Genomic DNA, 25,383 nt, shown 5'->3' on the forward strand with positions numbered 1-25,383 from the left:
TATGTTGTTTCATATAGAGTGCTTGGCAATTTTAGCTGAAATTTCCTTATGAAAATGTGAGGGCGGTGCGGTCAATTGACACGTAGGGGCTATTGGCGTCGGATAAAACGAGTGCTAAATCAATTCATAGCTCCGACGTTGTGTATTAGTAATGCAAGATCGATACACTGCGCACTAGCGCTGTCACCTGCTTACCTACAGCGAGTTTCATTTCATCTGAGGACTTGCGAGTTAAGCGTGATCTAAGGTGAATAGAACCAAGGCTCAACAGCAGCTCCACCGAGTGTGGGCTGGTGGGCAACGTTTCCATTTTTTTAATAGTAGCCGCGAGCTGATTACGGTAGCTGGTGTCCTTTGTCGGTGAGAGTGCCAAGGCAATATCCCGTGCAAAGATACGTACGCGCAAACGGCTGCCGACAGGCGCTGATATACCCGGTATTATTAATTGGTGACACTTATCAAGCGCAAGATGGGTTAGCTGGTATACATCGTCATGTTCGACAACTCGACCTTCGATAATCGAGGCGGCATCGAACCCTCCCAGCTCCTCGGTTAAATCAAAGCGCTGCAAAAGACCATGTAATGGATCGCTAGCAATAACGCGCCCCTCTTTCATCAGTACGAGATGATCAGCAATTGCCGAGATCTCTTCGGGGTCGTGGCTGACGTAAATCACCGGGATTTGAACCTGGCGAGTCAGTCGCGCAATGAAGCGCAACAGCTCTTGCTTACGTGGCCCATCCAATCCGGAGAGTGGCTCATCCATTAGCAGTAGCTGAGGATCGCTCAGTAGTGCCCTGCCTATGGCGACTCGGCGTGCTTCGCCGCCCGAAAGGGTACCCGGTATCCGCTCAAGTAAATGTCCGATGCCAAGCAATTCGACAATCTCATCGAAGCGGTGAGTTGCTCGTTTAGGCATGCCGTAGGTGAGGTTGCCTCGCACTCGGTAATGAGGAAAAAGACGCGCCTCCTGGAACACAACGCCAATGCGCCGTTGATGGGCGGGTACATTCTGGCGCTGTTGGGTGTCTAGTAGCACCTGGTCGCCGAGCTGCAGTTTGCCTACGTCGGGTGTGTCCAAGCCTGCAATAATGCGCAGTAGGCTGGTTTTGCCGCTTCCTGATATGCCAAAAATACCGGTCACACCGCTAGCGGGCAGCGTGAGCGATGCTTGCAGCTGGAAGTTGCCAAGGCGTTGTTCAACAGAGAGCGATAGCGATGAATGGGCAGAGGCGTCGGGAGACGTTGGGTTAGTAGGCATCACGTTCCTGTAAACGCTGTTGGGTGCGGCGCGCTAGCCATTCAGAGGCAATTAACGAGAGCAGGGCAATAATGATGGCGAGAAAACATAGCCTTGCCGCAGCGGCTTCCTGACCGGGTGTCTGAATTAGCGTATAGAGTGCTAGGGGTAAGGTGCGCGTTTCGCCAGGGATATTAGAGGCGAAAGTGATAGTGGCACCGAACTCGGAAAGCGCGCGAGCAAAAGCCAGCACGGTACCTGTTAGCAGGCCGGGGATCGCCAGCGGCAATGTGATGGTGGTGAATACCCGCCAGCGACTAGCGCCTAGCGTGCTGGCAGCCGCTTCGAGTTTGGGGTCAACGGCCTCAAGGGATAAACGCAGGGCCCTCACCAGTAATGGAAACGCCATTACGCCGCTAGCAACGGCTGCCCCTTGCCAAGTAAATGGCAATGATACGCCTAAGTTGCTGTAAAGCCATTGACCAAACACCCCTTGCCTGCCCAAGCCAATTAACAGTAGATACCCCACAACCACGGGCGGCAGAACCAGTGGCAAGTGTATCAAACCATTGACCAATGCTTTCCCGCGAAAATGATAGCGGGCTAGCCACCAAGCGACGGCAATGCCTGGGGGCAATATCCATGCAACCGCCGCTAAGCCGATCAGTAAGCTTAGGCGAATAGCCTCCCACTCCGCTGGAGAAAGCGTCACGGTGCACTGATGCTTGTGTCAAAGCCATGCTCGGCAAAGATAGCGAGGGCTTCTTCACTGGTTAACCACGCCTGTAGCGCCACGGCAGCAGCGTTTTGCTCTGCATCAATCAGGGCGATGGGGTACGTAATGGGGTCGTGGCTGGCGGCTGGGAATAACCCAAGTACCCTGACGGCCTTGCTGGCAAAAGCATCCGTTTGATACACCACACCGATGGGTGTTTCTTCACGCTCTACCAGCGCTAATGCAGCGCGCACATCATTGCCACGGGCTAGGCGCGGCGCTAGAGCTTCCCATTCGCCCAGTGTCTCCAGTGCTTGCTGGGTATAGATACCGGCCGGTACATGGTCTGGGTCTCCCACGGACAGTCGGTCGCGCTCGCCTAATAGCGTTTCAATAGCGATGCCTTCCCCTGGGGTGAACTGCATTGGCACGCTATCGCTGGCACTAACAAGCGCCAATCGATTTTGCAGTAAATCTCTACGTTGCTGCACATTGATATGCTGATCTTCAAGCCAATCCATCCACGTCACATTTGCGGAAAGAAATAGCTGCGCGGGACTGCCGCTGGCGATTTGTCGAGCAAGGGTAGACGACGAAGCATAAATCGCGGTCACATCAACGTCATTATGCGTTTCATAAACCGCAATGGCATCGTTTAGTGCATCGGTCAGCGACGCAGCGGCTGCAACGTGCACATTGTCGCTCGCGAGCGCTGATGCTGTCGGAAGGCTAAATAGAATAACGCTGGCAAGCAGGCGATTGTTCACACCGAAGTTAAGCATCGTTTTATTCCGCTATTTCCACATGGATATAGCGGAGATTAGCGAATACTCAGCGCGTGTTCAATGACAAATAACGCGTGGCTGGATGGCGATCAATCATTGTCGCGCTCGGCACCATCAGAAGGTGACAGAAGCGCTAGCAGTGCTTTGGCATCGTCAGGCGTTGCCATCACAAACTGCTTTTCCAGTGCTCGATAGTGGGTAAGTACTTGTTTGCCAATCTCTGTTAGGTGTGCTCCACCCCGTGCATTTCCACCGGAACTTGTTACCACCAGCGGTGATAAAAAGTAGCCGTTCATAGTTTCGAGCAGTTGCCAGGCTTTTTTATAACTCATGTTCAGCGCGCGGCCCGCCGCGGAAATTGAGCCGGTTTGATCAATCATTTCCAACAGGTCAGCCTTGCCAGGGCCAATCACCACATCGTGGTTTAACGCTAAGCGCAGCTGGAAGGTAGGGGAAGGGTGATGGGTGCGTGTCATTGTTGAACTCTGCTGATGACTATGTGCGTATCAGTTTAGCAACGATATAGCCCCCAACGCTTACCATTTAGTGGTTAGCAAAGAAGAGTGCGCAGCTTAGCTTAACGAGGCTTGGGCCTTCTTCTAACGGCGTTGAAGGTTGCTCAGATTTGGTGCGCTTATCCGTTTTTGTGTTCTCTTTTGGTGCTTAAAGCCGTTGGTAGCTAACAATCTCAAAGCTTAAGTTATTGTGTCGACAAAGAAACGTGGTTTTTCACCATTTTGGCGCACTCCTTGCATTTCAAGTTGAAATATTGACCAACTGGAAGCGATAGCGCCATGACTCTGTGTGAACTTGCGACACCTGCCGCTAGCTCAGGCCATCGCTTTGATGGCGAGCGCCACTGGGCGGCATCGCTGGCGCTGCGTTTTGCTAACCGTGAGGGCACAACCCGATTGGTGCAGGCTCGTCACCAAGGGCCGCTACGAGTACAGCGGCCGTTTTACCCAGAAGGCAGCACGGAAGCTTGCCATGTGTACGTGCTGCATCCACCCGGTGGTTTAGTCAGTGGCGATGCCCTGACGATTCGCGCCCACATCGAGGGTGATGCTCATGCGCTGCTCACCACGCCTGCGGCTAACAAGCTTTATAAAGCTGACAGTCAGGGCGTTGCCTGGAACCAACAGACTGAGCTTAACGTGGAAGATGGCGGCATCCTTGAGTGGCTTCCTCAAGAAACGATCGCCTTTGATGGCTCCAAAGGCGCTCAGCGAACGCATATTGCGTTGCATGGCAGTGCCCGTTGCTTGGGCTGGGAAATCATGGCGCTGGGCCGCCCCGCCAGTGAACTTCCCTATGTAACAGGTCGCATTGAGCAGCACTTTCGTTTAACCCTAGATGGCAAGCCGCTGTGGCTTGAACGCCAACCGTTGGATCCTGCACATCCGCGTTTTAACGGGCGCTGGGGGCAGGGGGGCGCCACGGTGCAAGCCACGCTATGGGCGGTGGGCTTAGAAGATGCCGGTGTGGCGATTGATGAGCTACGCGAAGCGCTGCCGGACAACCCGCGTTGGGCGGTTACCGTTCGCCAGGGCGTGCTGTTATTACGTTATCTCGGAAACTCACGCAATGAAGCCTGGACGCTGTGTGAGCAGGCGTGGCATGTTCTGCGCCCGCACTGGATCGCGCGTGTCGCCCACACACCGCGCATTTGGTTAACCTAAACGTTGTGCAGCAGGTGCTAAATAAGTTATTTGTACTAATGCAAATGAAAACCTTTTGCATTAAAATGGTGGTCTGTGACCTGCACCGAGATGCACCATGCTGCTCAACGTCTTATCCTCTTCCTATTGGCTGCTGATCTTACGCATCCTGGCCGCGACGCTTGGCGGCTATATCGTTGCTGCACTGTTTTCGGTGGCAGCGCTTGGCTTACCGTTTGATACCATGATGTCTCTGCGTATCGGCATGATGGGAAGCTTTATTATTTGGGCGGGCGTGGCGATCTGGTCGTTTATCACGCCGAGTTTGATACGTCTTTGGGGAGCTATCGGTCTAGCCATTGGCGGCCTTCTAGTGGTGGCTAACTATGGCGTCCACTAAGCGCAGCGTGAGGCGTAATATGGCCCAGCTGCACACATGGTGCGGCTTGTTGGCTGCTTGGCTGCTATTTGCCGTTTTTCTGACGGGCACTCTGAGTTACTTCAAAGAGAGTATCTCGTTGTGGATGCAGCCCGAACTTCCGAGTGTCGCCGCGAACGCTGAGTGGGACAATCGGCGCCTGGCGGATTACTGGCAGCACTATCTTACTGAACATGCCTCCTCAGCGAGAAATTGGCAGATCACTTTTCCTAATGAGCGCGAGTCGGTCTCGACAGCCGTCTGGTTTGGGCAGGATGGGAGAGAGCAGTCGGTACTTGACCCAACCACTCTGACGTTGGTTACCCCGCGAGAAACGCGTGGGGGGGATTTTTTCTACCGATTCCATTTTCAATTGCATCACCTCCCCGCCGTCTATGGCCGCTGGCTCATTGGTATCGCCACCATGATGATGTTCGTGGCAATCATCAGCGGCGTGATAACCCATAAAAAAATCCTGCGCGACTTTTTTGCTTTTCGGCCCCAGAAGGGCGCGCGTAGCTGGCTAGATGCGCACAATGCATTTTCTGTGTTAACGCTGCCTTTTCAGCTAATGATTACCTACACCGGCTTGATAACGCTCATGTCGCTCTATATGCCTTGGGGAGTAGAGCGCGCGTTTCCCGATGCTGACGCGCGTCGCCAAGCGACCAGTGAACTGCATGCCTTTCCCCTCTCTGACTCAGCCACGGGGCAGCCTGCAGCGTTATATGCCCTTAGCGAACTGGTCGGTGATGCTGAAGCGCATTGGCAGAAGCCGGTGCAGTCCCTGAGGGTAAGCCACCCTGGCGATGCAGGTGCGCGTGCCGTGGTTTGGCAAAGTACCCACGAGGCGTTATCTGCGCACCGCCCACAACGTATCTATGAGGCCAGTTCGGGCGCCTTGTTAGCAGAGACTCAGCCGCAACGCATTGATGAACAAGCACACGGCATTATGGTGGGGTTACATGCCGGCCGTTTTGCCGACTGGGGCATGCGCTGGATCTATTTTGCATTAGGGGCTGCTGGGTGTGGCATGGTGGCAACTGGGCTACTGCTGTGGACGTCAAAGCGTAAGCATAAGAAGGGCGGCGTGGTGGGGATGTGGTGTGTCGAGCGGCTTAATATAGCCACGTTGGCCGGCATGCCGATTGCCGTATTGGCCTTTTTAGCCAGCAACCGACTTTTACCGGTGGCGCTTAGTGGGCGTGCCCCATGGGAAATCCATTGCTTCTTTGCCGCCTGGCTGCTCGCGTTGCTACACGCTGTTTTAAGACGCTCGGCCTCGCAGGCGTGGCGGGAGCAGTTAGCTCTGATCGTTATCTTGTTACTGTGCCTACCAATGCTGAATCTCTTGGTGCCTTCCTATCGTGTTCTAGGTGAGCTTGCCGCAGGTAATTGGCAGCGTGTTAGCGTTGACCTGATGTGTTTGGTCGGCGCGCTGACCATCGTCTGGCAGATGAAACGAGCTGCTAAAAAAGCGAGCACCCGTGTGCAGCCCATTCAGGTGGCGTCATGATGCTTATCACGATTCTGGCACTCGGTACGCTGGGCTTTGCATTAATTGCGCTATCGGATAGTCGCCATCGACGCCGTTGTGGTCTTAAGCCTGCTCAACAAAAACCTTGGTTCTGGGCGGGCAGTGCGATACTCGGTTGGCCGCTTTGGTTGGCAATGGAAACCTGGAGCACAGGGCTGGCAATAACGCTATGGCTGGGCTGTCTAAGCATCTCGGCGGGAGTGGTATTTCTTGGTCTGGCGATGTTTGAGCGCTTCCGCCAGCAGCCGTAATTACCCCCGCCGCTGGCGTTACCCCACGACCAAGATTTCAATCTGTTATTTAGTAATGGTTGTTGTCTAAGAGCTGAATATAGCCCGTTAAATCGATTAGATAACTATGTACTTGCAAGGGTTGGTACTTGCATTTAAGCTGCGCATCCCCCATTAATTAGGGGTGGTCATACAGCATGGCCCAGGAGGTTGCAAGTATGTTTAACGAAGAAAAAGTGGCTCAGATGGCGGCTTACCTGCTAGGGCAGCGTGGTGGCCAGATGTCATATCTGAAACTGATGAAGCTCTTGTACCTTGCAGATCGTACCTCTATGGAACGATTTGACGAGCCGATGACAGATGATGCTTGGGTCTCAATGGATAAGGGCCCAGTGTTATCGACTGTTTTGGAGCTAATGCAAGGTGCTAGTCGTAGTGGAGAATGGAACAGTTGGATCGCTGGCGGGCCTGTTCCTTATGAAGTTTCTCTAGCTTGTCGTGATAGTGATCGAGATAGCTTTGATGAGTTATCAGATGCGGATGTTGAAATCCTTGACGAGGTTTGGCAACGATTTGGAGCCATGACTCGCTGGGAGTTGGTTGAATACACTCATCTGCACTGCCCCGAATGGCATGATCCACATGGCTCAATGCGTCCTATCCGGCCTCAAGATATGTTTCAGGCAATTGGTAGAACACCGGAAGAAGCAGACGAACTCTCTGCCGAAATTTTTCAGCGCCGTGAACTCAGACAGGTGATGGGACGTTTGGCGTGACAGAGTATTGTCCTTTTCGCAAGGGAACCCTGCTAATCCTCTCTGGGCCTGTAAACCATCTTCACATCATCATGAACGATCCCGTTTATTATCCAGAGCGCGACTACTACGGGGTTCTTCTAGTAAATATTTCATCTGTAAGGCCAGGTCGTCGATACGACAGAACATGCCTCATTGAGGCCGGTGAACACCCTTTCATCCGACATCAAAGCTATGTCGTCTATGGTGACGCGGTGGTGAAAAGTGCTGATGACATCAGCCAGTTCGTTTCAACTGGTGAATTTTCAGCTCGAGATCCTGTAGATGAAATTAATTATCAAAGGGTGTTAGAAGGTTTCGATCACTCCCCAAAAGTAGCACCAAAAATCAAACGGTTTATCCGCAATTACATGAAGTAGAAGTTAGATGTCATCGCTTACTTCGACGTTCCAAGTTTATTATTTAGCTACAAAAAAACAGCCTGGTGGTAGACTCTCTGCTATTGACAGTAAGCGAATGGACGTGTCCTGCTTATGTAGCTGAATGACCGCGACAACAAGGCCGCGATCAATATTCACTAGCAAAGTACGCCATTATGACGGACCAAAGGTCAGTCGGGTTCTTTCAATAGAGACTTGTATCAATCAAGCCGCGCACCGTTTGCTGCTTGAAAAGTTGGAAACCTCGCTCAATTGGGCGGTGAGGAGGTCAGTGCGCCGGGCATGGCGCACATCTATAGGGTGAAAGTCCCGAGCAGTGACGTTGGGAGTAGCTGTTAGCCAATATGGCAAGGGTGTCCATCGCAAGGTGGAATCTGAAGGAAGCCTGCGGCAAATCGCTGAGCCGAGGAACACGAATCTCATACGAGGCGGGCTGCGTGGAGTAAGTGTGCTGAACAACACGAAGCTCATCCCAACACGGCAGCGCAGTACGTATATGAGGCGGCTACCTGGCGAGAAAGATGTGCGTCTTACCCCGGGAGGTCCCTTGCAACCGCTAGAGCCAAGCCAACCGCACAGCGGGAGGGGCGGCAAGGCTGTGAGGGAAGTCAGCAGCGGCCATAGTAGGTGGCCACATTCCACCGAAGGGCCAAAGGCAAGTGAAAGGGTTTCTCCGTGATCTCTGACCAACGCGATGACAACCGACCGCAGTTTAGTAGCAGCGGCAGACCGGTTACGGGCCGGAACCCTTGCGAACCCTGCTACCCGGTCTCCATGGACGATGTGCTTGAAAGTGCCAATATGGCGGCGGCATGGAACCGGGTGCAGCGCAATAAAGGGGCCGCTGGCCCCGATGCACGCACCATTGAGGACACCGAATCCTATTTGAAGGAGGCGTGGCCGGGGGTCAAGGAAACCCTTCAATCAGGCGCTTATCAGCCAGGTTCGGTGAGAACGGTCTACATTCCGAAGGGCAATGGCAAGCACCGTATGCTGGGCATCCCTAACGTGTTAGACCGCTTAATCCAGCAAGCCATCCATCAAGTGCTCAGCCCTCACTACGAGAAGGATTTCTCTGACTCAAGCTTTGGCTTCAGACCAGGCCGTAATGCCTGGCAAGCAATTGAGCAGGCTCATGACTACGCCAAACAGGGTTACACGATAGTGGTCGATATTGATTTGGAGAAATTCTTTGACCAGGTCAACCACGATCTTTTGATGGCCAGGCTAGCAAAACGTATTCACGACAAGCGTTTGCTTGGTGTGATCCGTCGCTACCTTCAGGCCGGAATGATGATGGGGGGTTTCGTTAGTCAGCGAGAGAAAGGCACACCGCAAGGATCGCCCTTGAGTCCGTTGCTTAGTAATATCCTACTTGACGATCTGGACAAGAAACTGGATGCCAGAGGCCACCGGTTCTGCCGATATGCCGATGACTGCCAGATCTACGTCCAAAGCCGTCGAGCGGGCCACCGAGTCAAGGACAACGTGACCGCCTTTCTCGAAACACGACTCAAACTCCCGGTAAATCGGGAGAAGAGCCGCGTCGTCTCTGTCTCACGCAGCAATTTTCTCGGGTACAGCTTTGTTGGAAAGGCTAATCCGCGCATCCGCTGCAGTAATGAGACGATCAAACGCTTCAAGAAACGGATCAGGCAACTGACCCGCGGGCATGATCGCGAAGCCATTGAGGTGAAGCTTGCCCGTCTCGATCGATATATTCGAGGCTGGACAAGCTACTTTCGGTTGGCAGAGACACGCCGCTTATTTGCTGATATCGACAGCTGGATACGAAGCCGACTACGCATGTACCTGATGAAACAGTGGTTTAAACCGAGAACCCGAGTGAGGAAAATGATCGAACTCGGGCTCCCTGTGGATGAGGCGAAAGGATACTGTCAGCACAAACGCTGGTGGTTTCTGGCCCAACTCCATCATACGCGGTTCGCGATGAATAACCGCTGGTGGCACAAGCGAGGCTTCCGTGGTGTGCGCTTTTATATGGAGCGGTTTGCCAACACTTGACCAACCGCCGTGGTACGGATCCGTATGCCAGGTGGTGTGGGCGGACGGGGACTAGCTCCCCTCCGACCCGATCCAATCCCAGTTGATTGACATAGCGGCACTACGCGGTTCGCCAAGCCAGTACTGGCTGTAGAAACCAATTTGCTCGTAGTAGTCCTGGTCAAACACGTTGTTGATGTTCAACTGCGCGCTTAATTGATCGTTGAAACGGTAGCGTGCCATCAGGTCAGCAACGGCGTAAGCGTCTTGCCCAACCTTAACCTGTCCATTGGGGCTAGATGTGTTCCGCCAAATATCGCTTTGCCAACGAGCCCCGCCGCCCAGTGTTAAGCCACTCCATGCACCCGGTAGTTGGTAAGTGGTAAACAGTTTGACCTGTTGGCGCGGATGGGTCGTATTGGTCCGCTCGCCGTCGGAATTTTCTGCATTGGCTAGCGCGTAGCTGGCGCTCACATTCCAGCCAGAGGCCACTTCACCAATCAATTCGACTTCAACGCCATTGACCTGATTACCATCAACACTGCGATGGGCGGACGTACCCGGCTGGCCGATCACATCAACGCCAGGAATGGCTTCGGCCACACCGTTTTGCTCTGTTCTAAACAGTGCAATACTGCTATCCAAGTGGCCGTTCAGAAGGGTTGCCTTAGCCCCCAGTTCATAGCTGCGACCCTGAATAGGGTCCAGCAGAGAGCCATTCTCACGGCGGGCATTCTGAGACTGAAAAATCTCGGTATAACTCGCGTAAACAGAGGTATAGTCATTAATATCGTAGATAATGCCTGCATAAGGCGTTATTTCATTGCTGTATCGGTATTGCCGCTCAGACCCATAGTAAGTCTGATCTAATTCCCAGTCGCTCAGGCGTGCACCAAGAATAAGATTAAGCGGATCACTCAACGAAAAGCGCGACACCATAAAGCCGCCGCTTTGCGTTACCTGCATATTATCTGAGCTGTTGAATTGCCCCCACTGAGGCTTGGCCACCACACTGTCTCGCCAATTAAGGTAACTACCCGCGGAAGGCGGCGTGCCAACCGGGGTGGCCAGTTTTATCTCAAAGTCATCTTCGTTATGCATCCAGCCAAAGCCCAGCTCGTGTTGGCGGCCAAATAAGCTGAAATCACCTTCGGCCGTTACGTTAACGGTTTGTTGAGTGCGGTTGCCGCGGTAATTTAAGAAGGAGCTGGACATACCAAGGCCTGTCTCCCTGTCTGGGAAACCGCCGCGATAAAGGTACTCTAGGCCATAGTTACCATCGTTATGGCTGACCGCGGCGCGTAACGTCCAGCCGTTATCCAGTTGGTGGCTAAGATCAGCGAACACGCGAGTGGTCTCGTTGTAAAACGTTGACCAGTCGGTGTTGTTAGATGCGCTGCGGTCAAAGTCCGTGCGGCTGCCGTCAGCATAAAAAGCCGGGACACTGGCCCCCGCGCCGAGCGTCTCGTTGTGCTGATATTCAACCCCTACGGTTAATTGAGTAGCGGGGGTAAGCTCGCTACTGATAACACCGTAAAGCGTCTCATGGTCATCTTCGAGATGAGAGATAAAGCTATCGTTCTGGCCTTTGGCTACGACAAAGCGGGCCCCTGTCGTGCCATTGCTGCTTAATGGGACAGACACATCCGCCGTGATGCGGCGCCGGTCCCAACGGCCGAGGCCTGCGGAAACAGAGGCAGCCGCTTCGGACAACGGGCGTTTGCGAATAAAGTTAACGCTTGCCGATGGTTCGCCAGCGCCGGTCAATAAACCGGTTGCTCCGCGCACTACTTCAACACGATCATAAATCGCCGCATCCCAGTCGGTATCGCCAAAATTCCAGAAACCGCTGAGCGGAATGCTGAGTCCGTCAAACTGTACGCTACGTATCGAGAAACCACGTGCGGCATAGCTAATCCGGTTACTGTCAGCTCGGCTTGGCGAAACACCGGGTACTTGGGCTAACACATCACCGCCTGTCTGTGCCGCACGGTCGTCGATGTGCTGGCGAGTAATAACACTTGTTGATTGGGGCGTCTCGCGTGGTGTTAATGACAGCCCGACCGCACTGCGGCTAGCGGGAACTGTGTAGCGCTGAGTGCCTTCACTGCTGGTGCTGAGGCGCTCACCGGTCACTAGCAAATTGTCCAATGTTTCGTCAGGAGCTTCAGCAAAGGCAAGCAAAGGGTAGGCAAGAATAAGTGCAGTGCATGTTGATCGATATAACAATGGCATGGAGCGGTTTTCCAAAGTGGATGTTGCTAGTAGTTAATATTTCATAATGAGAATTATTCCACTTATGATGGGCGGGCGGTTATGCCCGCCGCGCAATTGATTATGCGCAAACGTCAGCCGTATCGTTTTAGGAGCGTTTCAGGGAACTTTCCGTCAAAGCACCCGGCGAGATACCGTAGTTTTTCTTGAATGCAGTAATAAAGTTGCTGGCATGACGGTAGCCACTTAAATGTGCCGCTTGTTGAACGCTGTGGCCGCTCAGCAGCAGCTCGCGGGCTAACGCAAGCCGACGCTTGCGCAAATAGTCGATGGGCGCTAGGCCGTAAGCCAGCTTGAAATGCCGCATTAGCGTACTTGGGCTCATGGCCGCGCGTTCCGCTAAGCGTTGCAGCGTGTGGTCAAACGACGGCTCTTCATCCAGCCAGCGGCGTATCAGCGCCAAGCGCTGTCGGTACAGTGCGCCACTGTCAGCCGTATATGGCGAACGGCCGTCCAGCCCCTGGGCGATGATTTGCAGTGCTAATCCTTGAAAGCGCATGCGCTGTGACTCTGCGCTACTGGAAGTACCGCATGCTTCATCGATGGTTAGCTGTAACCCAGGGCTGAGTTGCCAGACATGGGGGGACGCTGATGAGATGTGAGCACCATACCAAGCGTGCATCGCTGATGCGTCGAGCGATAGGCATAGCGTGCGAAGCCGTTGATTAGCAGGATGAAAAGCGCTTAGCGTTAAACCTGTGTCCAGCCTTAGCCAGCAAGCTTCCCCTGCCGTTATCCAACGCTTTTGGCCATCAATATCGAAATGTGCGCAGCCCTCTAACATCACCACAATCAGCAGGTCGGTATTGTCCTTAGAGAACGATTGATAAGGTCGCAGCACATCCAAATCGGAAATAAAAAGCTCCACACCCGCCGCTAGGCTAACTTCTTCTACGCGCCCTTGGGCGATCGATGTTTTCGGCGTGCAGGCAGCGTTGGAAGTAATGGGAAAGCAGTAATCGATACTGTATCGGCGTCCGTAGCCTAAAAAATGATCAACGGTATAGCGGGTGCTGATGGTCACGTGGTGTGTCTCAACCTGGTGTAGAAATAGAGGCCCAAAAAAAGCCTTATTTAAAAGACGCGCGCAAATAGTAATGTGTTTTATTATTATTTGATAGTTAATGCTAAGTGAGGCTTTTTAATTGCACTTCTTTGGTGCGAAGAAGGGGCTGGTTAATTAGCATGGTGCAATTTTGGTGCGAATAAGAGAAAGTCGATATTTTTCAAGCTATTGAATAATAATAACTATTTTTTCTATTCACCATTTTGGTACGGCGGTTGCGCTGCATTGCTTCAAATAGGCGTGCTCGGTTTCGATAGTCTGGGAGCGTTGTTCCAAATCCTACACCGTCGTTTCTGTTGAGCGCTGCCACTGATCGAGCCAATGGAGCCCCCATGGAACTGACCCCGCGAGACAAAGATAAGCTGCTGCTGTTTTCTGCTGCCCAGCTTGCCGAGCGCCGCAAAGCACGCGGCCTAAAGCTTAACTACCCCGAGGCCGTCGCGCTGATCAGCTTTGAAATTATCGAAGGTGCCCGTGACGGCAGAAGTGTCGCCGACTTAATGAGCTACGGCCGTGAAATCCTTAGCCGTGATGACGTCATGGATGGCGTGGCGGAAATGGTGGATGAGGTGCAGGTAGAAGCCACCTTTCCGGACGGCACCAAGCTTGTGACCGTTCACACGCCAATCAACTAGTCGTCAGCAACCAGGAGGCTGCCATGATTTCCGGCCCAATGATTCCAGGACAGTACCAGTTAAAAGACGGTGATATTGAGCTATGCGTGGGCCGCGAGCGGATTAGCGTCGAAGTGGCCAATACCGGCGACCGCCCCATTCAGATCGGTTCCCACTACCACTTCGCGGAAGCCAACCCCGCGCTGGTGTTTGATCGCACGAAAACTCGAGGTTTTCGCTTAGACGTGGCAGCGGGCACCGCGATTCGCTTTGAGCCAGGCCAGACCCGCGAGGTCACGCTAATTCCCTTCGTCGGTAAGCGCGAAATTTACGGCTTCCGTGGCGATGTGATGGGTGCGCTCGATGGAGATAAACAATGAAGCCGGTTAACAAAATCAGTCGGCAAGCCTACGCCGATATGTATGGCCCCACCGTGGGCGACCGCGTGCGCCTGGGCGATACCGAACTGTGGATCGAAGTGGAGCAAGACGCTACCCACTACGGCGATGAGGTGAAGTTCGGCGGCGGTAAGGTCATCCGCGATGGTATGGGCCAAAGCCAGCGTAACGACGCCACGGTGATGGATACGGTGATTACCAATGCGCTGATTTTAGACTGGTGGGGCATTGTGAAAGCCGATGTCGGCCTGCAAAACGGGCGCATTGCAGCGATTGGCAAGGCAGGCAACCCCGACACCCAGCCCGATGTAGATATAGTGATTGGCCCCGGCACTGAAATTATCTCAGGCGAAGGCAAGATTCTTACCGCTGGAGGCATCGACGCGCATATTCACTTTATTTGCCCCCAACAGGTAGAAGAAGCGCTGATGAGCGGCGTGACCACCATGCTGGGCGGCGGCACTGGTCCGGCGACTGGCTCCAACGCCACCACATGCACTCCCGGTGCTTGGCATATTGGCAGAATGCTGCAAGCCGTGGACGACCTGCCGATGAATATTGGCCTGTTGGGCAAAGGCAACGCCAGCTTGCCGGAAGCGTTGGAAGCGCAGCTGGAAGCCGGGGCCATGGGGCTTAAACTCCACGAAGACTGGGGCACCACGCCTGCTTCCATTGATAACTGCCTCAGTGTGGCAGAGAAGTATGATGTGCAGATCGCGATCCACACCGACACACTCAACGAATCCGGCTTTGTGGAAGACACCCTGGCGGCGTTTAAAGAGCGTGGCATTCATACCTATCACACCGAAGGGGCGGGCGGCGGTCACGCGCCGGATATCCTGACCGCCTGCTCAAAAGAGTATGTGCTGCCGTCTTCCACTAACCCGACGCGGCCTTATACGGTTAACACCATCGACGAACACCTGGATATGTTGATGGTTTGCCACCACTTGGACCCCAACATTCCCGAAGATGTGGCCTTTGCCGACTCACGTATTCGCCGTGAAACGATCGCCGCCGAAGATATTCTCCACGACTTGGGCGTGATCTCGATGATTGCCTCGGATTCCCAAGCCATGGGGCGAGTGGGCGAAGTGGTCTGCCGTACCTGGCAAACGGCCCATAAAATGAGAGTGCAGCGCGGTTTATTGCCCGAAGATGAAGCATTGGGTGCTGATAACCTGCGCGCCAAGCGCTATATCGCCAAATACACTATTAACCCTGCGATTACCCATGGCATTGCCCATGAGGTGGGCTCCATCGAAGTTGGCAAACTGGCTGATTTAGTGCTCTGGAAACCGGCATTTTTCGGTGTAAAGCCCTCGCTGATTTTAAAAGGCGGCATGATTGCGGCGGCGCCCATGGGCGACCCCAATGCGTCTATTCCTACCCCTCAGCCGGTGCATTATCGCTTTATGTTTGGGGCGTTTGGAAAGGCCGCCAGCCAAACGCGGCTCAACTTCGTGAGCCAAGCGGCGATTGACGCAGGCATTAAAGAGCGTCTGGGCCTGCAGAGCACGCTTTCCGCCTGTAAAAACGTACGCGGCGTGCGCAAAAAAGATATGAAGCTCAACGACGCCTGCCCAAAGCTAACCGTTGACCCACAAACCTATGAAGTGCGCTGCGATGGCGAGCTACTCACCTGCGAGCCAGCGACCGAGCTACCACTGGCGCAGCGGTATCATTTGTTTTGATTAAGGCTATTTAGTTGAGGTAGAGGTGGCGGGGGTAGGCCGTAGAGAGGGTCTTTTGCCATGGCCGGAAAATGTTCCCTACATTTCCGGCATTCCCTCCGTCCATGGAGGTCAGATGGCAAAAGTAGCGTATAGGGAGGTATTCACAGCGCCCTCTCGTAGGCCTACCCCCGCCACAGCCGCATAGATAGCGAAAGGACGGTAGTCATGTTGAAACTGATAGAACGTTTAGGGCCGATAGACGAAAGCACCGCCAGCGACACGCTGACGCTGCCCTTTGAGCTGCGCATTCGCGGGCGCCTAAAAGCCCAAAGCGATAGCGGCCGCGAGCTGGGGCTGTTTCTAGACCGTGGTCCGGTGCTGCGCGATGGTGAGGGCCTGAAGGCCGAGAGTGGCGAGGTCGTCCGCGTGTGTGCCGCTATCGAACCGGTCGTCACCGCGCGAGTGAGCACTGGCTTACCCCTGGCGCGGCTGGCGTATCATCTTGGCAATCGCCATGTGCAGCTCGCGCTGGGTGAAGATGAGCAGGGCGGCTGGGTGCGCTTCCCCCCCGACCACGTGCTCGAAGAGCTGGCCGAGCTTTTGGGCGCGACGCTCGAGCACCACAACGCTACTTTCGACCCCGAACCCGGCGCGTACAACCAAGTGGGCGGTGGGCATTCGCATAGCCACGGGCATGCTCATTCCCACGACCACGACCACGACCACGACCACGACCACGACCACGACCATGCGCATGAGCACCACCATGCCCACTGAACGTGCCGCGCTAGAAAGCCATGACTTAGCCCTGCTAGGGCTAATGCAACTGGTCAGCCCCGCGCTACCCATCGGTGCCTTTGCGTTTTCCCAAGGGCTGGAAAGTGCCTTTGAACTGGGCTGGGTAAGTGATGAACAAAGCCTTTCTGAGTGGCTTTCTGGCGTACTGGAAGATGGCCTAACCCGCTGTGAACTGCCGCTGATCGCGCGCTTTTACACCGCCCTTGAGCAGCAGGACAGCGATGCAATCGCCCAGTGGGACGAGTGGTTGGCGGCTACCCGCGAAACCGCTGAATTAGCCGCTGAGGATAGCCGCTTGGGCGCTTCACTCAAACGTCTGCTGGGCAGTCTGGACTTATTACCCCGCCAGGATGAGCGAAGTGAAGGCTGTCTGCCGCCTTTACTACCTGCCCATGCAGGCTATGTGACGCTATTTAGCTACGCCGCTTTTATGCGCCGTGTGCCCCCGCGCCAAGCGCTATTAGGGTTTGGCTGGGCGTGGCTGGAAAACCAACTGGCAGTGGCCTGCAAAGCACTTCCCCTGGGCCATACCGCCGCCCAGCGGGTGATTGAACAGCTGCGCGGGGAACTGGTGGAGGCCGTCGACCAAGCACTGTTGCTGGAAGATGATGATCTTGGCCCGATACTGCCCGGCGTGGCGCTGGCCAGCGCTCTGCACGAAACACAATATTCACGCTTGTTTAGAAGTTAAACGCTTAGCTATTTCAAACGCTTATGAGTAGGAGATAACAATGACGCACTGTTTACGTGTAGGTGTGGGTGGCCCGGTGGGTTCCGGCAAAACGGCACTGCTTAAGCAGCTTTGTTCGGCACTACGGGATTACTACGATATCGCCGTCGTAACCAACGACATATACACCCGCGAAGACGCCGACTTTCTGCTCAAGCATGATGCGCTGCCTGCTGACCGCATCTTAGGTGTGGAAACCGGTGGCTGCCCGCATACCGCCATTCGCGAAGATGCCTCGATGAACCTGGCGGCCATCGACGAGCTACACGCTCGCCATCCAAAACTAGAGCTGGTGCTGGTGGAGTCCGGCGGTGACAACCTCTCTGCGACGTTCAGCCCCGAGCTTTCTGATCTCACGCTTTACGTGATTGACGTTTCCGCAGGCGATAAGATCCCCCGTAAAGGCGGGCCAGGTATTACCAAGTCAGACCTGCTGATTATCAACAAGATTGATATTGCCGAGCAAGTACATGCCTCTCTTGAGGTGATGGAGCGGGATTCGAAGAAAATGCGCGGCGAGCGTCCCTTTGTGTTTACCAACCTCTACGATGGGGTAGGCCTTGAAGAGATCATCCGCTTTATTCTCGACAAAGGCATGCTGGATGAGCGTCGGCCCCAGGCGGCAACGGCATAATCGGTAGAAAAAGTTGCTGCAATAAAATAACAAGTACTCGCTAGCAGTGGCTTGCCAAGTGGCAAGCCACTATGTCGAGCGGGTTTGTCGCTCAGCCAACAACAACGCAGCGCGCCGTGCCAACGGTGACAGTTCATCATCCTCACGTTCCAGTGAGGCCACCAGGCGCTGTTTCATTGGTCTTGCCCAGAAGGTTTCCAGGTGTCGACAGATGGCTGTTGCCGCCGTTTCTTCGTCGTGGCCGCTGCGCAAGTTCACGGCGATTTGGTTAATCATGTGAATCAGGTTTTTATCGTTATGCGTCGACATTGAGTGTCTCCTCAGCCGTGGGCAAGAGCCGTTGTAATGGGGCGGTGGTAAATCAAGTGGCGACCAGGCCGCGCAAAGCCTGCCAGTAGTAGGCCTGACGCTTGGGCCTGTTCCACGGCCAGCGCGGTGGCCGCCGAGACAGCCACCAGTGCGCCGATGCCCGCGCTAGCGCACTTGTGCACCATCTCGTAGCTGGCGCGGCTGGTGACTAGCGCGAACCCTTCTTCGAGGGGAACAGCTTCGCGGGCGAGGGCGCCGATCAGTTTGTCCAACGCGTTGTGGCGGCCGATATCCTCGCGTAGCCGTAGGAGGCGACCCTGGGTATCGCACCAGGCGGCACCGTGGCTAGCGCCAGTGGCTGCTTGCAGCGGCTGGTGGGTGGCCAATTGCTGCAGGGAGCGCTGAATGGCAGCATCGCTAAGCGACGGTGCCACGACAGAGGGGATCGGACGAATGGCTTGTTCCAGGGCTTCGGTGCCGCACAGGCCGCAGCCGGTACGCCCTGTTAGGCTGCGCCGCCGCTGCTTGAGCTCAGCTATCCGTTGGCTGGCAATGGTGAGGTGAACGGTGAGGCCCTGAGGCGCTTCGTGGATATCGAGGTCATAGCACTCGGTGATATTGGCCAGGATACCTTCGGAAAGGCTAAAGCCGAGGGCAAAATCCTCAAGGTCGGCGGGGCTTGCCATCATCACCGCATGGGAGATGCCGTTGTAGACCAGTGCTACTGGCCTTTCTAAGGCCAGTAGGTCCTCCTGAGTATCGGTGTACCAGCCGTTAGCGCCCCGACGCACCTCCACCGGCTGGCGCGCTACCGCGTCGCGTGTGTGGTGGGTGCTCATGGCGCCTCCTGATGAGCGTTGGCCAGATGGTCACGCTGGATCAGGTCGAAAGTGTTAAAGCGCTGCTGCCAGGCAGAGGGTTGGCTGACTTTTTCCACCTGTACCGCAGTGACTTTATATTCCGGACAGTTGGTAGCCCAGTCCGAGTTATCCGTTGTGATAACGTTAGCGCCGCTGCCGGGGTGGTGGAAGGTGGTGTAAACCACCCCCGGCTGCATGCGTTCGCTGAGCCTTGCGCGTAGCACCGTCTGGCCCGAGCGGCTGGTAATGCCCAACCAGTCGCCGTCACGCACGCCGCGCAGTTCCGCATCAGAGGGATGCAGTTCCAATACATCCTCGTCGTGCCAGCGCTGGTTGTCGGTACGCCGGGTCTGGGCGCCCACGTTGTATTGGCTGAGAATCCGCCCGGTGGTGAGCAGTAGTGGGAAGCGGCGGTTAGCGCGCTCTTCAGTGGCCACGTACTCGGTAATCGCAAAGCGCCCCAGGCCAATGGGGAAGTCAACCTCGTGCATGGTTGGCATGCCCAACGGGTACTCGGCGTTGCAGGGCCACTGCAGACTGCCGCGCTCCTCCAGCTTGGCGTAGCTGACGCCCGCAAAGCTTGGCGTTAACTGGGCGATCTCGTCCATGATCTCGGACGGATGGGCGTAGTGCATCGGGTAGCCCAGCGCATTGGCCAGGTCCTGAGTGATTTCCCAGTCTTCCTTACCAGCAAGCGCTGGCATCACTTTGCGCACCCGGTTGATGCGCCGTTCGGCGTTGGTGAAAGTGCCGTTTTTTTCCAGAAAGCTTGAACCGGGCAGCAGCACGTGGGCGAACTTGGCCGTTTCGTTGAGGAAAATATCTTGCACGATCAGGCAGTCCAGCGAGCGTAGTGCCGCCTCAACGTGTTGGGTGTTGGGGTCGGATTGGGCGATGTCCTCGCCCTGCACGTAGAGCGCTTTAAAGGTACCTTCGATGGCGGCGTCGAACATATTGGGAATGCGCAGCCCCGGCTCGTCGTCGAGTTTCACGCCCCACACGGACTCAAAGCGGCCGCGGGCGATGGGGTCGGCCACGTGCTGGTAGCCCGGCAACTCGTGGGGGAAGGAGCCCATGTCGCAGGAGCCCTGCACATTGTTTTGACCGCGCAGCGGATTCACACCGACACCTTCCCGGCCAATATTGCCGGTAGCCATGGCTAAGTTGGCGATTCCCATCACCATGGTGGAGCCCTGACTGTGTTCGGTCACACCCAAGCCGTAGTAGATGGCGCCATTAGCTGCTTTAGCATAGGTGCGCGCCGCTTGGCGTACGGCTTCGGCGGGCACGCCGGTAATCGCTTCGCTGGCTTCCGGGGAGTGGCGTGGCTCACTGATAAAGGTGCGCCAGCTGTGATAGGCCTCGGTATCGCAGCGCTTGGCCACGAATGTCTGGTCTTCAAGACCTTCGGTGACCACCACGTGGCCGAGGGCGTTGATCAACGCCACATTGGTGCCCGGGCGCAGCGGCAGATGTTGGGCCTCGCTCATGTGCGGGGTCTTTAGAAGGTCGATGCGGCGAGGGTCGGCGGCGATCAGCTTCGCCCCCTGGCGCAAGCGTTTGCGCATCAGCGAACCAAACACTGGGTGGGCGTCGGTGGGGTTGGCGCCAATCACGATAATCGCATCGGCCTGCATGACTGAGTCAAAGGTTTGGGTACCGGCGGATTCGCCCAGCGTGGTCTTCAAGCCGTAGCCAGTGGGCGAGTGGCAGACCCGCGCGCAGGTGTCGGTGTTGTTGTTGCCGAACGCGGCGCGAATCAGCTTCTGCACCAAATAGGTCTCTTCGTTGGTACAGCGCGATGAGGTGATACCGCCGATGCTCTCGCGGCCGTGCTCGGCCTGAATCGCTTTCAAGCGGCTAGCGGCAAAGCGGATCGCCTCTTCCCAGCTGGCCTCGCGCCAGGGTTGGTCGATGCTGTCGCGGATCATCGGTGTGGTCAGGCGATCCGGGTGGGTGGCGTAGCCAAAGGCGAAGCGGCCCTTGACACAAGAGTGGCCATGGTTAGCATCGCCGCCCTTGTAGGGCACCATGCGTACCAACTGGTCGCCTTTCATTTGCGCTTCGAACGAGCAGCCCACACCGCAGTAAGCACAAGTGGTCACGACGCTGTGCTCGGGAACACCGTGGTCGATGACGCTCTTTTCCATCAGCGTGGCTGTTGGGCAGGCCTGAACGCAGGCACCGCAGGAAACACAGTCTGAATCCATGAACGAGTCGGCCTGCCCCGCTGACACCTTGGATTCAAATCCGCGGCCATCGATGGTCAAGGCAAAGGTGCCCTGCACCTCTTCGCAGGCGCGCACACAGCGTGAGCAGACGATGCATTTGCTAGGATCGAAACTGAAGTAGGGGTTGGTTTCGTCTTTGACGGCTTCAAGATGGTTCTCGCCTTCGAACCCGTAGCGCACTTCGCGCAGCCCCACACTACCGGCCATGTCCTGCAGTTCGCAGTCGCCGTTGGCGGGACAGGTCAGGCAGTCCAGCGGGTGGTCCGAGATGTATAGCTCCATCACATTACGCCGCAGCTTGGCCAGACGTTCGTTTTGGGTGGTCACCTTCATACCTTCAGCCACCGGTGTGGTGCAGGCCGCGGGCATGCCTCGTCGTCCCTCTACTTGTACCGCGCACAACCGGCAGGAGCCGAAAGGCTCCAGGCTGTCAGTAGCGCAGAGCTTGGGGATATTAATATCCGCCAGTGCCGCGGCGCGGAGTACCGAGGTGCCCTCTGGCACGCTGATGGTCACACCGTCGATATTGAGGCTCACCAAAGCAGCGTCAGCAGCCGAGGCTGGGAAAGGCGTACCGAGGTCTTTGTTGTACTCGACGTTGCTAGAGTGCTGACGGGGGTCGAAATGGTTGATCATGAGTTATCTCCGTTCGCCGTCCGCTGAAAATCATCAGGAAAATGCGCGAGGGCGCTTTGCACTGGAAAGGGCGTCATACCACCCATGGCACAGAGCGAGCCATCCACCATCGTTTCGCAGAGGTCATGGAGCAGGGCGAGGTTGGCCTCGCGGTTTTGGTTGGCGCGGATACGGTCAATTACTTCCACGCCACGGGTTGAGCCAATACGGCAAGGTGTACACTTACCGCAGGACTCCACCTTGCAGAACTCCATCGAGAAGCGCGCCTGTTCAGCCATGTCGACGCTTTCGTCAAACATCACTACGCCACCGTGGCCCAGTACGGCGCTGTCAGCAGCAAAGGCTTCGTAGTCCAGCGGCAAGTCCCACTGAGATTCCGGCAGGTAAGCGCCTAGCGGGCCGCCCACCTGCACGGCGCGTAGTGGTTTGCCGCTTAGCGTGCCGCCGCCGAATGTCTCCATCAGGGTGCGCAGGGTGGTACCGAACGCCAGCTCTACCAGCCCGCCGTGCTTCACGTTGCCCGCCAGTTGCAGTGCCAGCGTGCCTCGCGAGCGCCCCATGCCGTGGGTGGCGTAGGCCTCGGCGCCTTCGGCAAGAATGAAGGGTACGGCAGCCAGCGAGAGCACGTTGTTGACCACGGTGGGACGGCCAAATAGTCCTTCAATGGCGGGCAGTGGTGGCTTGAAGCGCACCAGGCCGCGCTTACCTTCTAGGCTTTCGAGCAGGGAGGTCTCTTCACCGCAGATATACGCGCCAGCGCCCAGACGCACTTCCAAGTGAAAGTCGCGACCGCTGCCCCGCAGGTTATCACCCAGATAGCCAGCTTGTTCGGCGCGGGCAATCGCCTCGTCAAGCACCTCCTTAGCAAGCGGATATTCAGAACGCAGGTAGATATAGCCCTGAGTCGCTTGCACCGCGAGCCCGGCAATCGCCATGCCCTCGATCAGCATGTAAGGGTCGCATTCCATTACCAGCCGGTCGGCGAAGGTACCGGAATCGCCCTCGTCGGCATTGCAGACGATATATTTCTGATCGGCAGGGGTGTCGAGCACGGTCTGCCACTTGATACCGGTGGGGAAGGCGGCCCCGCCGCGCCCGCGCAGGCCGGAGGCTTTGACTTCCTCGACAATATCCTGCGGTTCGCGCTGCAGCGCTGCCTCCAGGCCGCAAAAACCGCTGTGGGCGCGATAATCCTCAATCGACAGCGGGTCAGTAATACCGATACGCGCGAAGGTCAGGCGCTGCTGACGGGCGAGGTAGTCAATCTCCTCTGTGGGCCCCAGCGCCAGGGGATGGCTGACGTTACCCTCTAACAGGCCGCTGTCGAGCAGCGCCGCGACGTCGTTGACGGTGACGGGACCATAGGCGAACCGCCCAATAGGCGTCTCAACTTCCACCAGCGGCTCAAGCCAAGCAAGCCCGCGGGAGCCATTACGCACCAGGGAAATCGATTGGCCTCGGGCGGCTAGCTCTTTTTCCAATCGGTTGGCGACGGCATCAGCGCCCAGGGACAGTGCGGTGGTATCGCGAGGAACGAATATGCGGATGCTCATGCCATTATCTCCAGCGGCCGGGTTTGCAGCTCATCCAACAGTGCATCAAAGGCCTCAGGGGTTACCCGCCCGCGCACGCTGTCGTCTACACGGATGGACGGGCCGCAGGCGCAGTTGCCCAGGCAGTACACCGCTTCAAGGGTGATCTCACGGTCGCCGGTCGTCTGATGGTAATCGACCCCTAGGCGCGTCTTAGCATGGGCTTCGAGCTGGCGTGCGCCCACCGCCTGGCAGGCCTCGGCGCGGCAGATCTGAACCACGTGGCGGCCTGGCGGCGCGGTGCGAAAGTGGTGATAGAAGCTGATGACACCGTGTACTTCGGCGCGGGTTTGATTTAGCGCTTCAGCGATGATGGGGACTGCTGCCTCGGGGATAAACCCGAAACGATTTTGGAGGGCATGGAGGATCGGCAGTAGGGCGCCGGGCTTGTGCTTCAGGGCGTCGACTTCGGCCTGAATAGCCTGTGGTGCCCACTCCTGAGAATGGTTCATGGTGCCTGCCTCGCGACTGCTTATTATGTTTTAAATATGCACTACTTTTCATATTTAAAAAGGCGTGCATCACGGTTAAGACAAAGCTAGCATCAAGTTATCGACTTAAAAATATGAAATAGTGTGCCTATGAAAAGAATCAAGGTAACGCCCACCTGGTGCTTTAGCGATGACGATGGGCATCGGCTCGATACCAACCTTTTGCGCCTGCTGGGGGCAGTGCATCGTCATGGCAAGTTGACTCTTGCCGCCGAGGAAGCAGGGATTTCCTATCGTCACGCGTGGAATTTACTGCGCCAGGGCGGGGAGTTTTTTGGTGTCTCGCTTGTTGAACTTGAGCGTGGGCGCGGGGCGCGGTTATCGCCGCTGGGGGAAAAGTTGCTATGGGCCGAACAGCGAGCCACTGCTCGGTTAAGCCCACAGCTTGATAGCCTGGGATCTGAGCTTAATCTTGCTATCCAACAGCACCAGGAAGGTATTCAACCCGTTCTGCGCCTGCATGCCAGCCATGGTTTTGCGATAGAGCTATTGCCACAACATCTGGGTGAGCTCCAGCTAGACCTGCAGTACTGCAGCCCTTTGGAAGCGCTAGCCGCGCTTAACCGCAATAGCTGTGATCTGGCGGGCTGCCACCTACCCCGGGGTAACGTGGGTGAGAAGGCGCGACGCAAATACCGTCGTCTGCTCAAGCCCCGCAATCATCGACTAATGGGATTTATCGCACGTCAACAGGGGTTAATGGTGGCGCCGGGTAACCCACTGGAAATTGATGGCGTTGCCGCTCTGGCCAACAGGCCGGTACGGTTTATAAACCGTCAGGCATCGTCGGGTACCCGGGAGCTGTTAGACAACCTGCTGGCCGAAGCCGGCATTTCAGCAACCAACGTGGATGGTTACGAAATTGAGGAGTATACCCACTCAGCGGTGGCGGCCTATGTCGCTGCGGGAATGGCGGATACCGGCTTTGGTGTAGCGGCTGCCGCGCAACGGTTTGGGCTTGATTTTGTGCCGTTAGCCACTGAGGACTACGTATTGGCCTGTCACTATCACTCCTTAAAGGAGCCGAAGTTCGATGACTTCTTGCAGGCGTTACGTAGCGATTCCTTTCAAGAAGCGGTGCATCGTTTGCCGGGCTATAGTCCCCATCAATGCGGTAGTGTTATTGAAATTCCTGATTTCTTATGACGTTGGGGAAGGCGGTTCGACGTTTATCACCCAGTGTTTAGAGGCGGGGGCTGGCAGCGGCTGATGATGGCAATCGTGCCCACCATAAAAAACTGCGCTGCCCCAATAGGGGGCAGCGCAGTCAAAAATAGGTGGCTAGCGGCTTG

Annotated in this window: 25 protein-coding genes; 14 read left to right on the forward strand and 11 right to left on the reverse strand. The window is 55.9% G+C overall.

The genetic code is table 11. The features are described from left to right. Window positions 1-145: 145 nt before the first annotated feature. The 4 genes from modC to INT21_RS07305 form a co-directional block, all read right to left on the reverse strand. A complete protein-coding gene (modC, locus tag INT21_RS07290; RefSeq protein ID WP_193085025.1) occupies window positions 146-1,261 on the reverse strand; it encodes a molybdenum ABC transporter ATP-binding protein in 1,116 nt (371 codons plus the stop codon). Then, the gene (gene modB / locus INT21_RS07295) at window positions 1,251-1,952 is read right to left on the reverse strand and encodes a molybdate ABC transporter permease subunit (protein WP_125752723.1); all 702 of its coding nucleotides are present in this window, start codon (window positions 1,950-1,952) and stop codon (window positions 1,251-1,253) included. The genes modC and modB overlap by 11 nt, the downstream gene beginning before the upstream one ends. Further along, window positions 1,949-2,737: a molybdate ABC transporter substrate-binding protein gene (modA, locus tag INT21_RS07300; protein WP_193059652.1), complete on the reverse strand. Its 789-nt coding sequence runs from the start codon at window positions 2,735-2,737 to the stop codon at window positions 1,949-1,951. The genes modB and modA overlap by 4 nt, the downstream gene beginning before the upstream one ends. Window positions 2,738-2,829: 92 nt before the next feature. Continuing rightward, window positions 2,830-3,216 carry a winged helix-turn-helix domain-containing protein gene (locus INT21_RS07305; protein ID WP_193059651.1) on the reverse strand — a complete coding sequence of 129 codons (387 nt, stop codon included), beginning with the start codon at window positions 3,214-3,216 and terminating at the stop codon, window positions 2,830-2,832. 318 nt (window positions 3,217-3,534) lie between these two features. On the opposite strand from INT21_RS07305, the gene INT21_RS07310 reads away from it, so the two are divergent. The 7 genes from INT21_RS07310 (at window position 3,535) to ltrA (ending at window position 9,803) form a co-directional block, all read left to right on the forward strand. After that, a complete protein-coding gene (locus INT21_RS07310) occupies window positions 3,535-4,419 on the forward strand; it encodes an urease accessory protein UreD (RefSeq protein ID WP_193059650.1) in 885 nt (294 codons plus the stop codon). 97 nt (window positions 4,420-4,516) lie between these two features. Next, window positions 4,517-4,798, forward strand: a complete 282-nt coding sequence (locus INT21_RS07315) for a DUF3649 domain-containing protein (RefSeq protein WP_193059649.1) — start codon at window positions 4,517-4,519, stop codon at window positions 4,796-4,798. Between the two features lie 19 nt (window positions 4,799-4,817). After that, window positions 4,818-6,332 (forward strand): PepSY-associated TM helix domain-containing protein, encoded by a 1,515-nt coding sequence (locus INT21_RS07320; RefSeq protein ID WP_193059648.1) that lies wholly within the window; start codon window positions 4,818-4,820, stop codon window positions 6,330-6,332. Continuing rightward, entirely contained in the window at window positions 6,329-6,604 is a 276-nt protein-coding gene (locus tag INT21_RS07325; RefSeq protein ID WP_193059647.1) for a DUF3325 family protein, read from the forward strand. Before INT21_RS07320 ends, INT21_RS07325 begins: the two co-directional genes overlap by 4 nt. A gap of 197 nt (window positions 6,605-6,801) precedes the next feature. Beyond that, the gene (locus INT21_RS07330; protein ID WP_193059646.1) at window positions 6,802-7,359 is read left to right on the forward strand and encodes a Panacea domain-containing protein; all 558 of its coding nucleotides are present in this window, start codon (window positions 6,802-6,804) and stop codon (window positions 7,357-7,359) included. After that, a complete protein-coding gene (locus INT21_RS07335; RefSeq protein WP_193059645.1) occupies window positions 7,356-7,757 on the forward strand; it encodes a hypothetical protein in 402 nt (133 codons plus the stop codon). The genes INT21_RS07330 and INT21_RS07335 overlap by 4 nt, the downstream gene beginning before the upstream one ends. Window positions 7,758-8,552: 795 nt before the next feature. Next, the gene (gene ltrA, locus INT21_RS07340; RefSeq protein WP_226930607.1) at window positions 8,553-9,803 is read left to right on the forward strand and encodes a group II intron reverse transcriptase/maturase; all 1,251 of its coding nucleotides are present in this window, start codon (window positions 8,553-8,555) and stop codon (window positions 9,801-9,803) included. 51 nt (window positions 9,804-9,854) lie between these two features. Here ltrA and fauA read toward each other — a convergent pair whose 3' ends face one another. After that, window positions 9,855-12,017, reverse strand: a complete 2,163-nt coding sequence (fauA, locus tag INT21_RS07345; RefSeq protein WP_193060884.1) for a TonB-dependent alcaligin siderophore receptor FauA — start codon at window positions 12,015-12,017, stop codon at window positions 9,855-9,857. A gap of 127 nt (window positions 12,018-12,144) precedes the next feature. Continuing rightward, window positions 12,145-13,080 (reverse strand): helix-turn-helix transcriptional regulator, encoded by a 936-nt coding sequence (locus tag INT21_RS20655; RefSeq protein ID WP_193068234.1) that lies wholly within the window; start codon window positions 13,078-13,080, stop codon window positions 12,145-12,147. Window positions 13,081-13,454: 374 nt separating this feature from the next. Between INT21_RS20655 and INT21_RS07355 the strand changes: the two genes are divergently transcribed. The 6 genes from INT21_RS07355 (at window position 13,455) to ureG (ending at window position 17,972) form a co-directional block, all read left to right on the forward strand. Continuing rightward, a complete protein-coding gene (locus INT21_RS07355; protein ID WP_009723133.1) occupies window positions 13,455-13,757 on the forward strand; it encodes an urease subunit gamma in 303 nt (100 codons plus the stop codon). A 38-nt stretch (window positions 13,758-13,795) separates the two neighbouring features. Further along, window positions 13,796-14,116, forward strand: coding sequence for an urease subunit beta (locus INT21_RS07360; protein WP_193061146.1), 321 nt, complete (start codon window positions 13,796-13,798; stop codon window positions 14,114-14,116). Then, a complete protein-coding gene (gene ureC / locus INT21_RS07365) occupies window positions 14,113-15,828 on the forward strand; it encodes an urease subunit alpha (RefSeq protein WP_193061117.1) in 1,716 nt (571 codons plus the stop codon). Before INT21_RS07360 ends, ureC begins: the two co-directional genes overlap by 4 nt. A 207-nt stretch (window positions 15,829-16,035) precedes the next feature. After that, window positions 16,036-16,587: an urease accessory protein UreE gene (gene ureE, locus INT21_RS07370; RefSeq protein WP_193085026.1), complete on the forward strand. Its 552-nt coding sequence runs from the start codon at window positions 16,036-16,038 to the stop codon at window positions 16,585-16,587. Then, window positions 16,577-17,299 carry an urease accessory protein UreF gene (locus INT21_RS07375; protein ID WP_193061145.1) on the forward strand — a complete coding sequence of 241 codons (723 nt, stop codon included), beginning with the start codon at window positions 16,577-16,579 and terminating at the stop codon, window positions 17,297-17,299. Before ureE ends, INT21_RS07375 begins: the two co-directional genes overlap by 11 nt. Window positions 17,300-17,339: 40 nt before the next feature. Further along, the gene (gene ureG, locus INT21_RS07380; protein WP_038479289.1) at window positions 17,340-17,972 is read left to right on the forward strand and encodes an urease accessory protein UreG; all 633 of its coding nucleotides are present in this window, start codon (window positions 17,340-17,342) and stop codon (window positions 17,970-17,972) included. 69 nt (window positions 17,973-18,041) lie between these two features. Here the strand turns inward: ureG and INT21_RS07385 are convergent, their stop codons facing one another. Genes INT21_RS07385 through INT21_RS07405 form a run of 5 tightly spaced genes read right to left on the reverse strand, consistent with a single transcriptional unit; the run spans window position 18,042 to window position 24,052 of the window. Continuing rightward, complete coding sequence (locus tag INT21_RS07385; protein WP_193061115.1) at window positions 18,042-18,281, reverse strand: formate dehydrogenase subunit delta; 240 nt, start codon at window positions 18,279-18,281, stop codon at window positions 18,042-18,044. An 11-nt stretch (window positions 18,282-18,292) separates the two neighbouring features. Continuing rightward, window positions 18,293-19,120 carry a formate dehydrogenase accessory sulfurtransferase FdhD gene (fdhD, locus tag INT21_RS07390; RefSeq protein WP_193061114.1) on the reverse strand — a complete coding sequence of 276 codons (828 nt, stop codon included), beginning with the start codon at window positions 19,118-19,120 and terminating at the stop codon, window positions 18,293-18,295. After that, window positions 19,117-22,008: a formate dehydrogenase subunit alpha gene (fdhF, locus tag INT21_RS07395; RefSeq protein ID WP_193061113.1), complete on the reverse strand. Its 2,892-nt coding sequence runs from the start codon at window positions 22,006-22,008 to the stop codon at window positions 19,117-19,119. The genes fdhD and fdhF overlap by 4 nt, the downstream gene beginning before the upstream one ends. Continuing rightward, a complete protein-coding gene (locus INT21_RS07400; protein ID WP_193061112.1) occupies window positions 22,005-23,561 on the reverse strand; it encodes a formate dehydrogenase beta subunit in 1,557 nt (518 codons plus the stop codon). The genes fdhF and INT21_RS07400 overlap by 4 nt, the downstream gene beginning before the upstream one ends. Then, window positions 23,558-24,052, reverse strand: coding sequence for a formate dehydrogenase subunit gamma (locus INT21_RS07405; RefSeq protein WP_193061111.1), 495 nt, complete (start codon window positions 24,050-24,052; stop codon window positions 23,558-23,560). The genes INT21_RS07400 and INT21_RS07405 overlap by 4 nt, the downstream gene beginning before the upstream one ends. Before the next feature lie 129 nt (window positions 24,053-24,181). On the opposite strand from INT21_RS07405, the gene INT21_RS07410 reads away from it, so the two are divergent. After that, window positions 24,182-25,237, forward strand: coding sequence for a substrate-binding domain-containing protein (locus tag INT21_RS07410; RefSeq protein WP_193061110.1), 1,056 nt, complete (start codon window positions 24,182-24,184; stop codon window positions 25,235-25,237). Window positions 25,238-25,383: the final 146 nt, after the last annotated feature.

Origin of the sequence: Halomonas sp. 3F2F (assembly GCF_014897805.1) — a bacterium.
In the GTDB taxonomy this organism is placed as follows: domain Bacteria; phylum Pseudomonadota; class Gammaproteobacteria; order Pseudomonadales; family Halomonadaceae; genus Vreelandella.

Bases quoted from the DNA above. Each gene is read 5' to 3' on its own strand.
- INT21_RS07325 (WP_193059647.1), top strand. From the start codon at position 6,329: ATGATGCTTATCACGATTCTGGCACTCGGTACGCTGGGCTTTGCATTA.
- fauA (WP_193060884.1), bottom strand. From the start codon at position 12,017: ATGCCATTGTTATATCGATCAACATGCACTGCACTTATTCTTGCCTAC.
- ureG (WP_038479289.1), top strand. From the start codon at position 17,340: ATGACGCACTGTTTACGTGTAGGTGTGGGTGGCCCGGTGGGTTCCGGC.
- INT21_RS07405 (WP_193061111.1), bottom strand. From the start codon at position 24,052: ATGAACCATTCTCAGGAGTGGGCACCACAGGCTATTCAGGCCGAAGTC.
- INT21_RS07400 (WP_193061112.1), bottom strand. From the start codon at position 23,561: ATGAGCATCCGCATATTCGTTCCTCGCGATACCACCGCACTGTCCCTG.
- INT21_RS07305 (WP_193059651.1), bottom strand. From the start codon at position 3,216: ATGACACGCACCCATCACCCTTCCCCTACCTTCCAGCTGCGCTTAGCG.
- INT21_RS07355 (WP_009723133.1), top strand. From the start codon at position 13,455: ATGGAACTGACCCCGCGAGACAAAGATAAGCTGCTGCTGTTTTCTGCT.
- ureC (WP_193061117.1), top strand. From the start codon at position 14,113: ATGAAGCCGGTTAACAAAATCAGTCGGCAAGCCTACGCCGATATGTAT.
- INT21_RS07360 (WP_193061146.1), top strand. From the start codon at position 13,796: ATGATTCCAGGACAGTACCAGTTAAAAGACGGTGATATTGAGCTATGC.
- modC (WP_193085025.1), bottom strand. From the start codon at position 1,261: ATGCCTACTAACCCAACGTCTCCCGACGCCTCTGCCCATTCATCGCTA.
- INT21_RS07315 (WP_193059649.1), top strand. From the start codon at position 4,517: ATGCTGCTCAACGTCTTATCCTCTTCCTATTGGCTGCTGATCTTACGC.
- INT21_RS07375 (WP_193061145.1), top strand. From the start codon at position 16,577: ATGCCCACTGAACGTGCCGCGCTAGAAAGCCATGACTTAGCCCTGCTA.
- INT21_RS07330 (WP_193059646.1), top strand. From the start codon at position 6,802: ATGTTTAACGAAGAAAAAGTGGCTCAGATGGCGGCTTACCTGCTAGGG.
- INT21_RS07385 (WP_193061115.1), bottom strand. From the start codon at position 18,281: ATGTCGACGCATAACGATAAAAACCTGATTCACATGATTAACCAAATC.
- modA (WP_193059652.1), bottom strand. From the start codon at position 2,737: ATGCTTAACTTCGGTGTGAACAATCGCCTGCTTGCCAGCGTTATTCTA.
- INT21_RS07310 (WP_193059650.1), top strand. From the start codon at position 3,535: ATGACTCTGTGTGAACTTGCGACACCTGCCGCTAGCTCAGGCCATCGC.
- ltrA (WP_226930607.1), top strand. From the start codon at position 8,553: ATGGACGATGTGCTTGAAAGTGCCAATATGGCGGCGGCATGGAACCGG.
- INT21_RS07410 (WP_193061110.1), top strand. From the start codon at position 24,182: ATGAAAAGAATCAAGGTAACGCCCACCTGGTGCTTTAGCGATGACGAT.
- fdhD (WP_193061114.1), bottom strand. From the start codon at position 19,120: ATGAGCACCCACCACACACGCGACGCGGTAGCGCGCCAGCCGGTGGAG.
- INT21_RS07320 (WP_193059648.1), top strand. From the start codon at position 4,818: ATGGCCCAGCTGCACACATGGTGCGGCTTGTTGGCTGCTTGGCTGCTA.
- fdhF (WP_193061113.1), bottom strand. From the start codon at position 22,008: ATGATCAACCATTTCGACCCCCGTCAGCACTCTAGCAACGTCGAGTAC.
- ureE (WP_193085026.1), top strand. From the start codon at position 16,036: ATGTTGAAACTGATAGAACGTTTAGGGCCGATAGACGAAAGCACCGCC.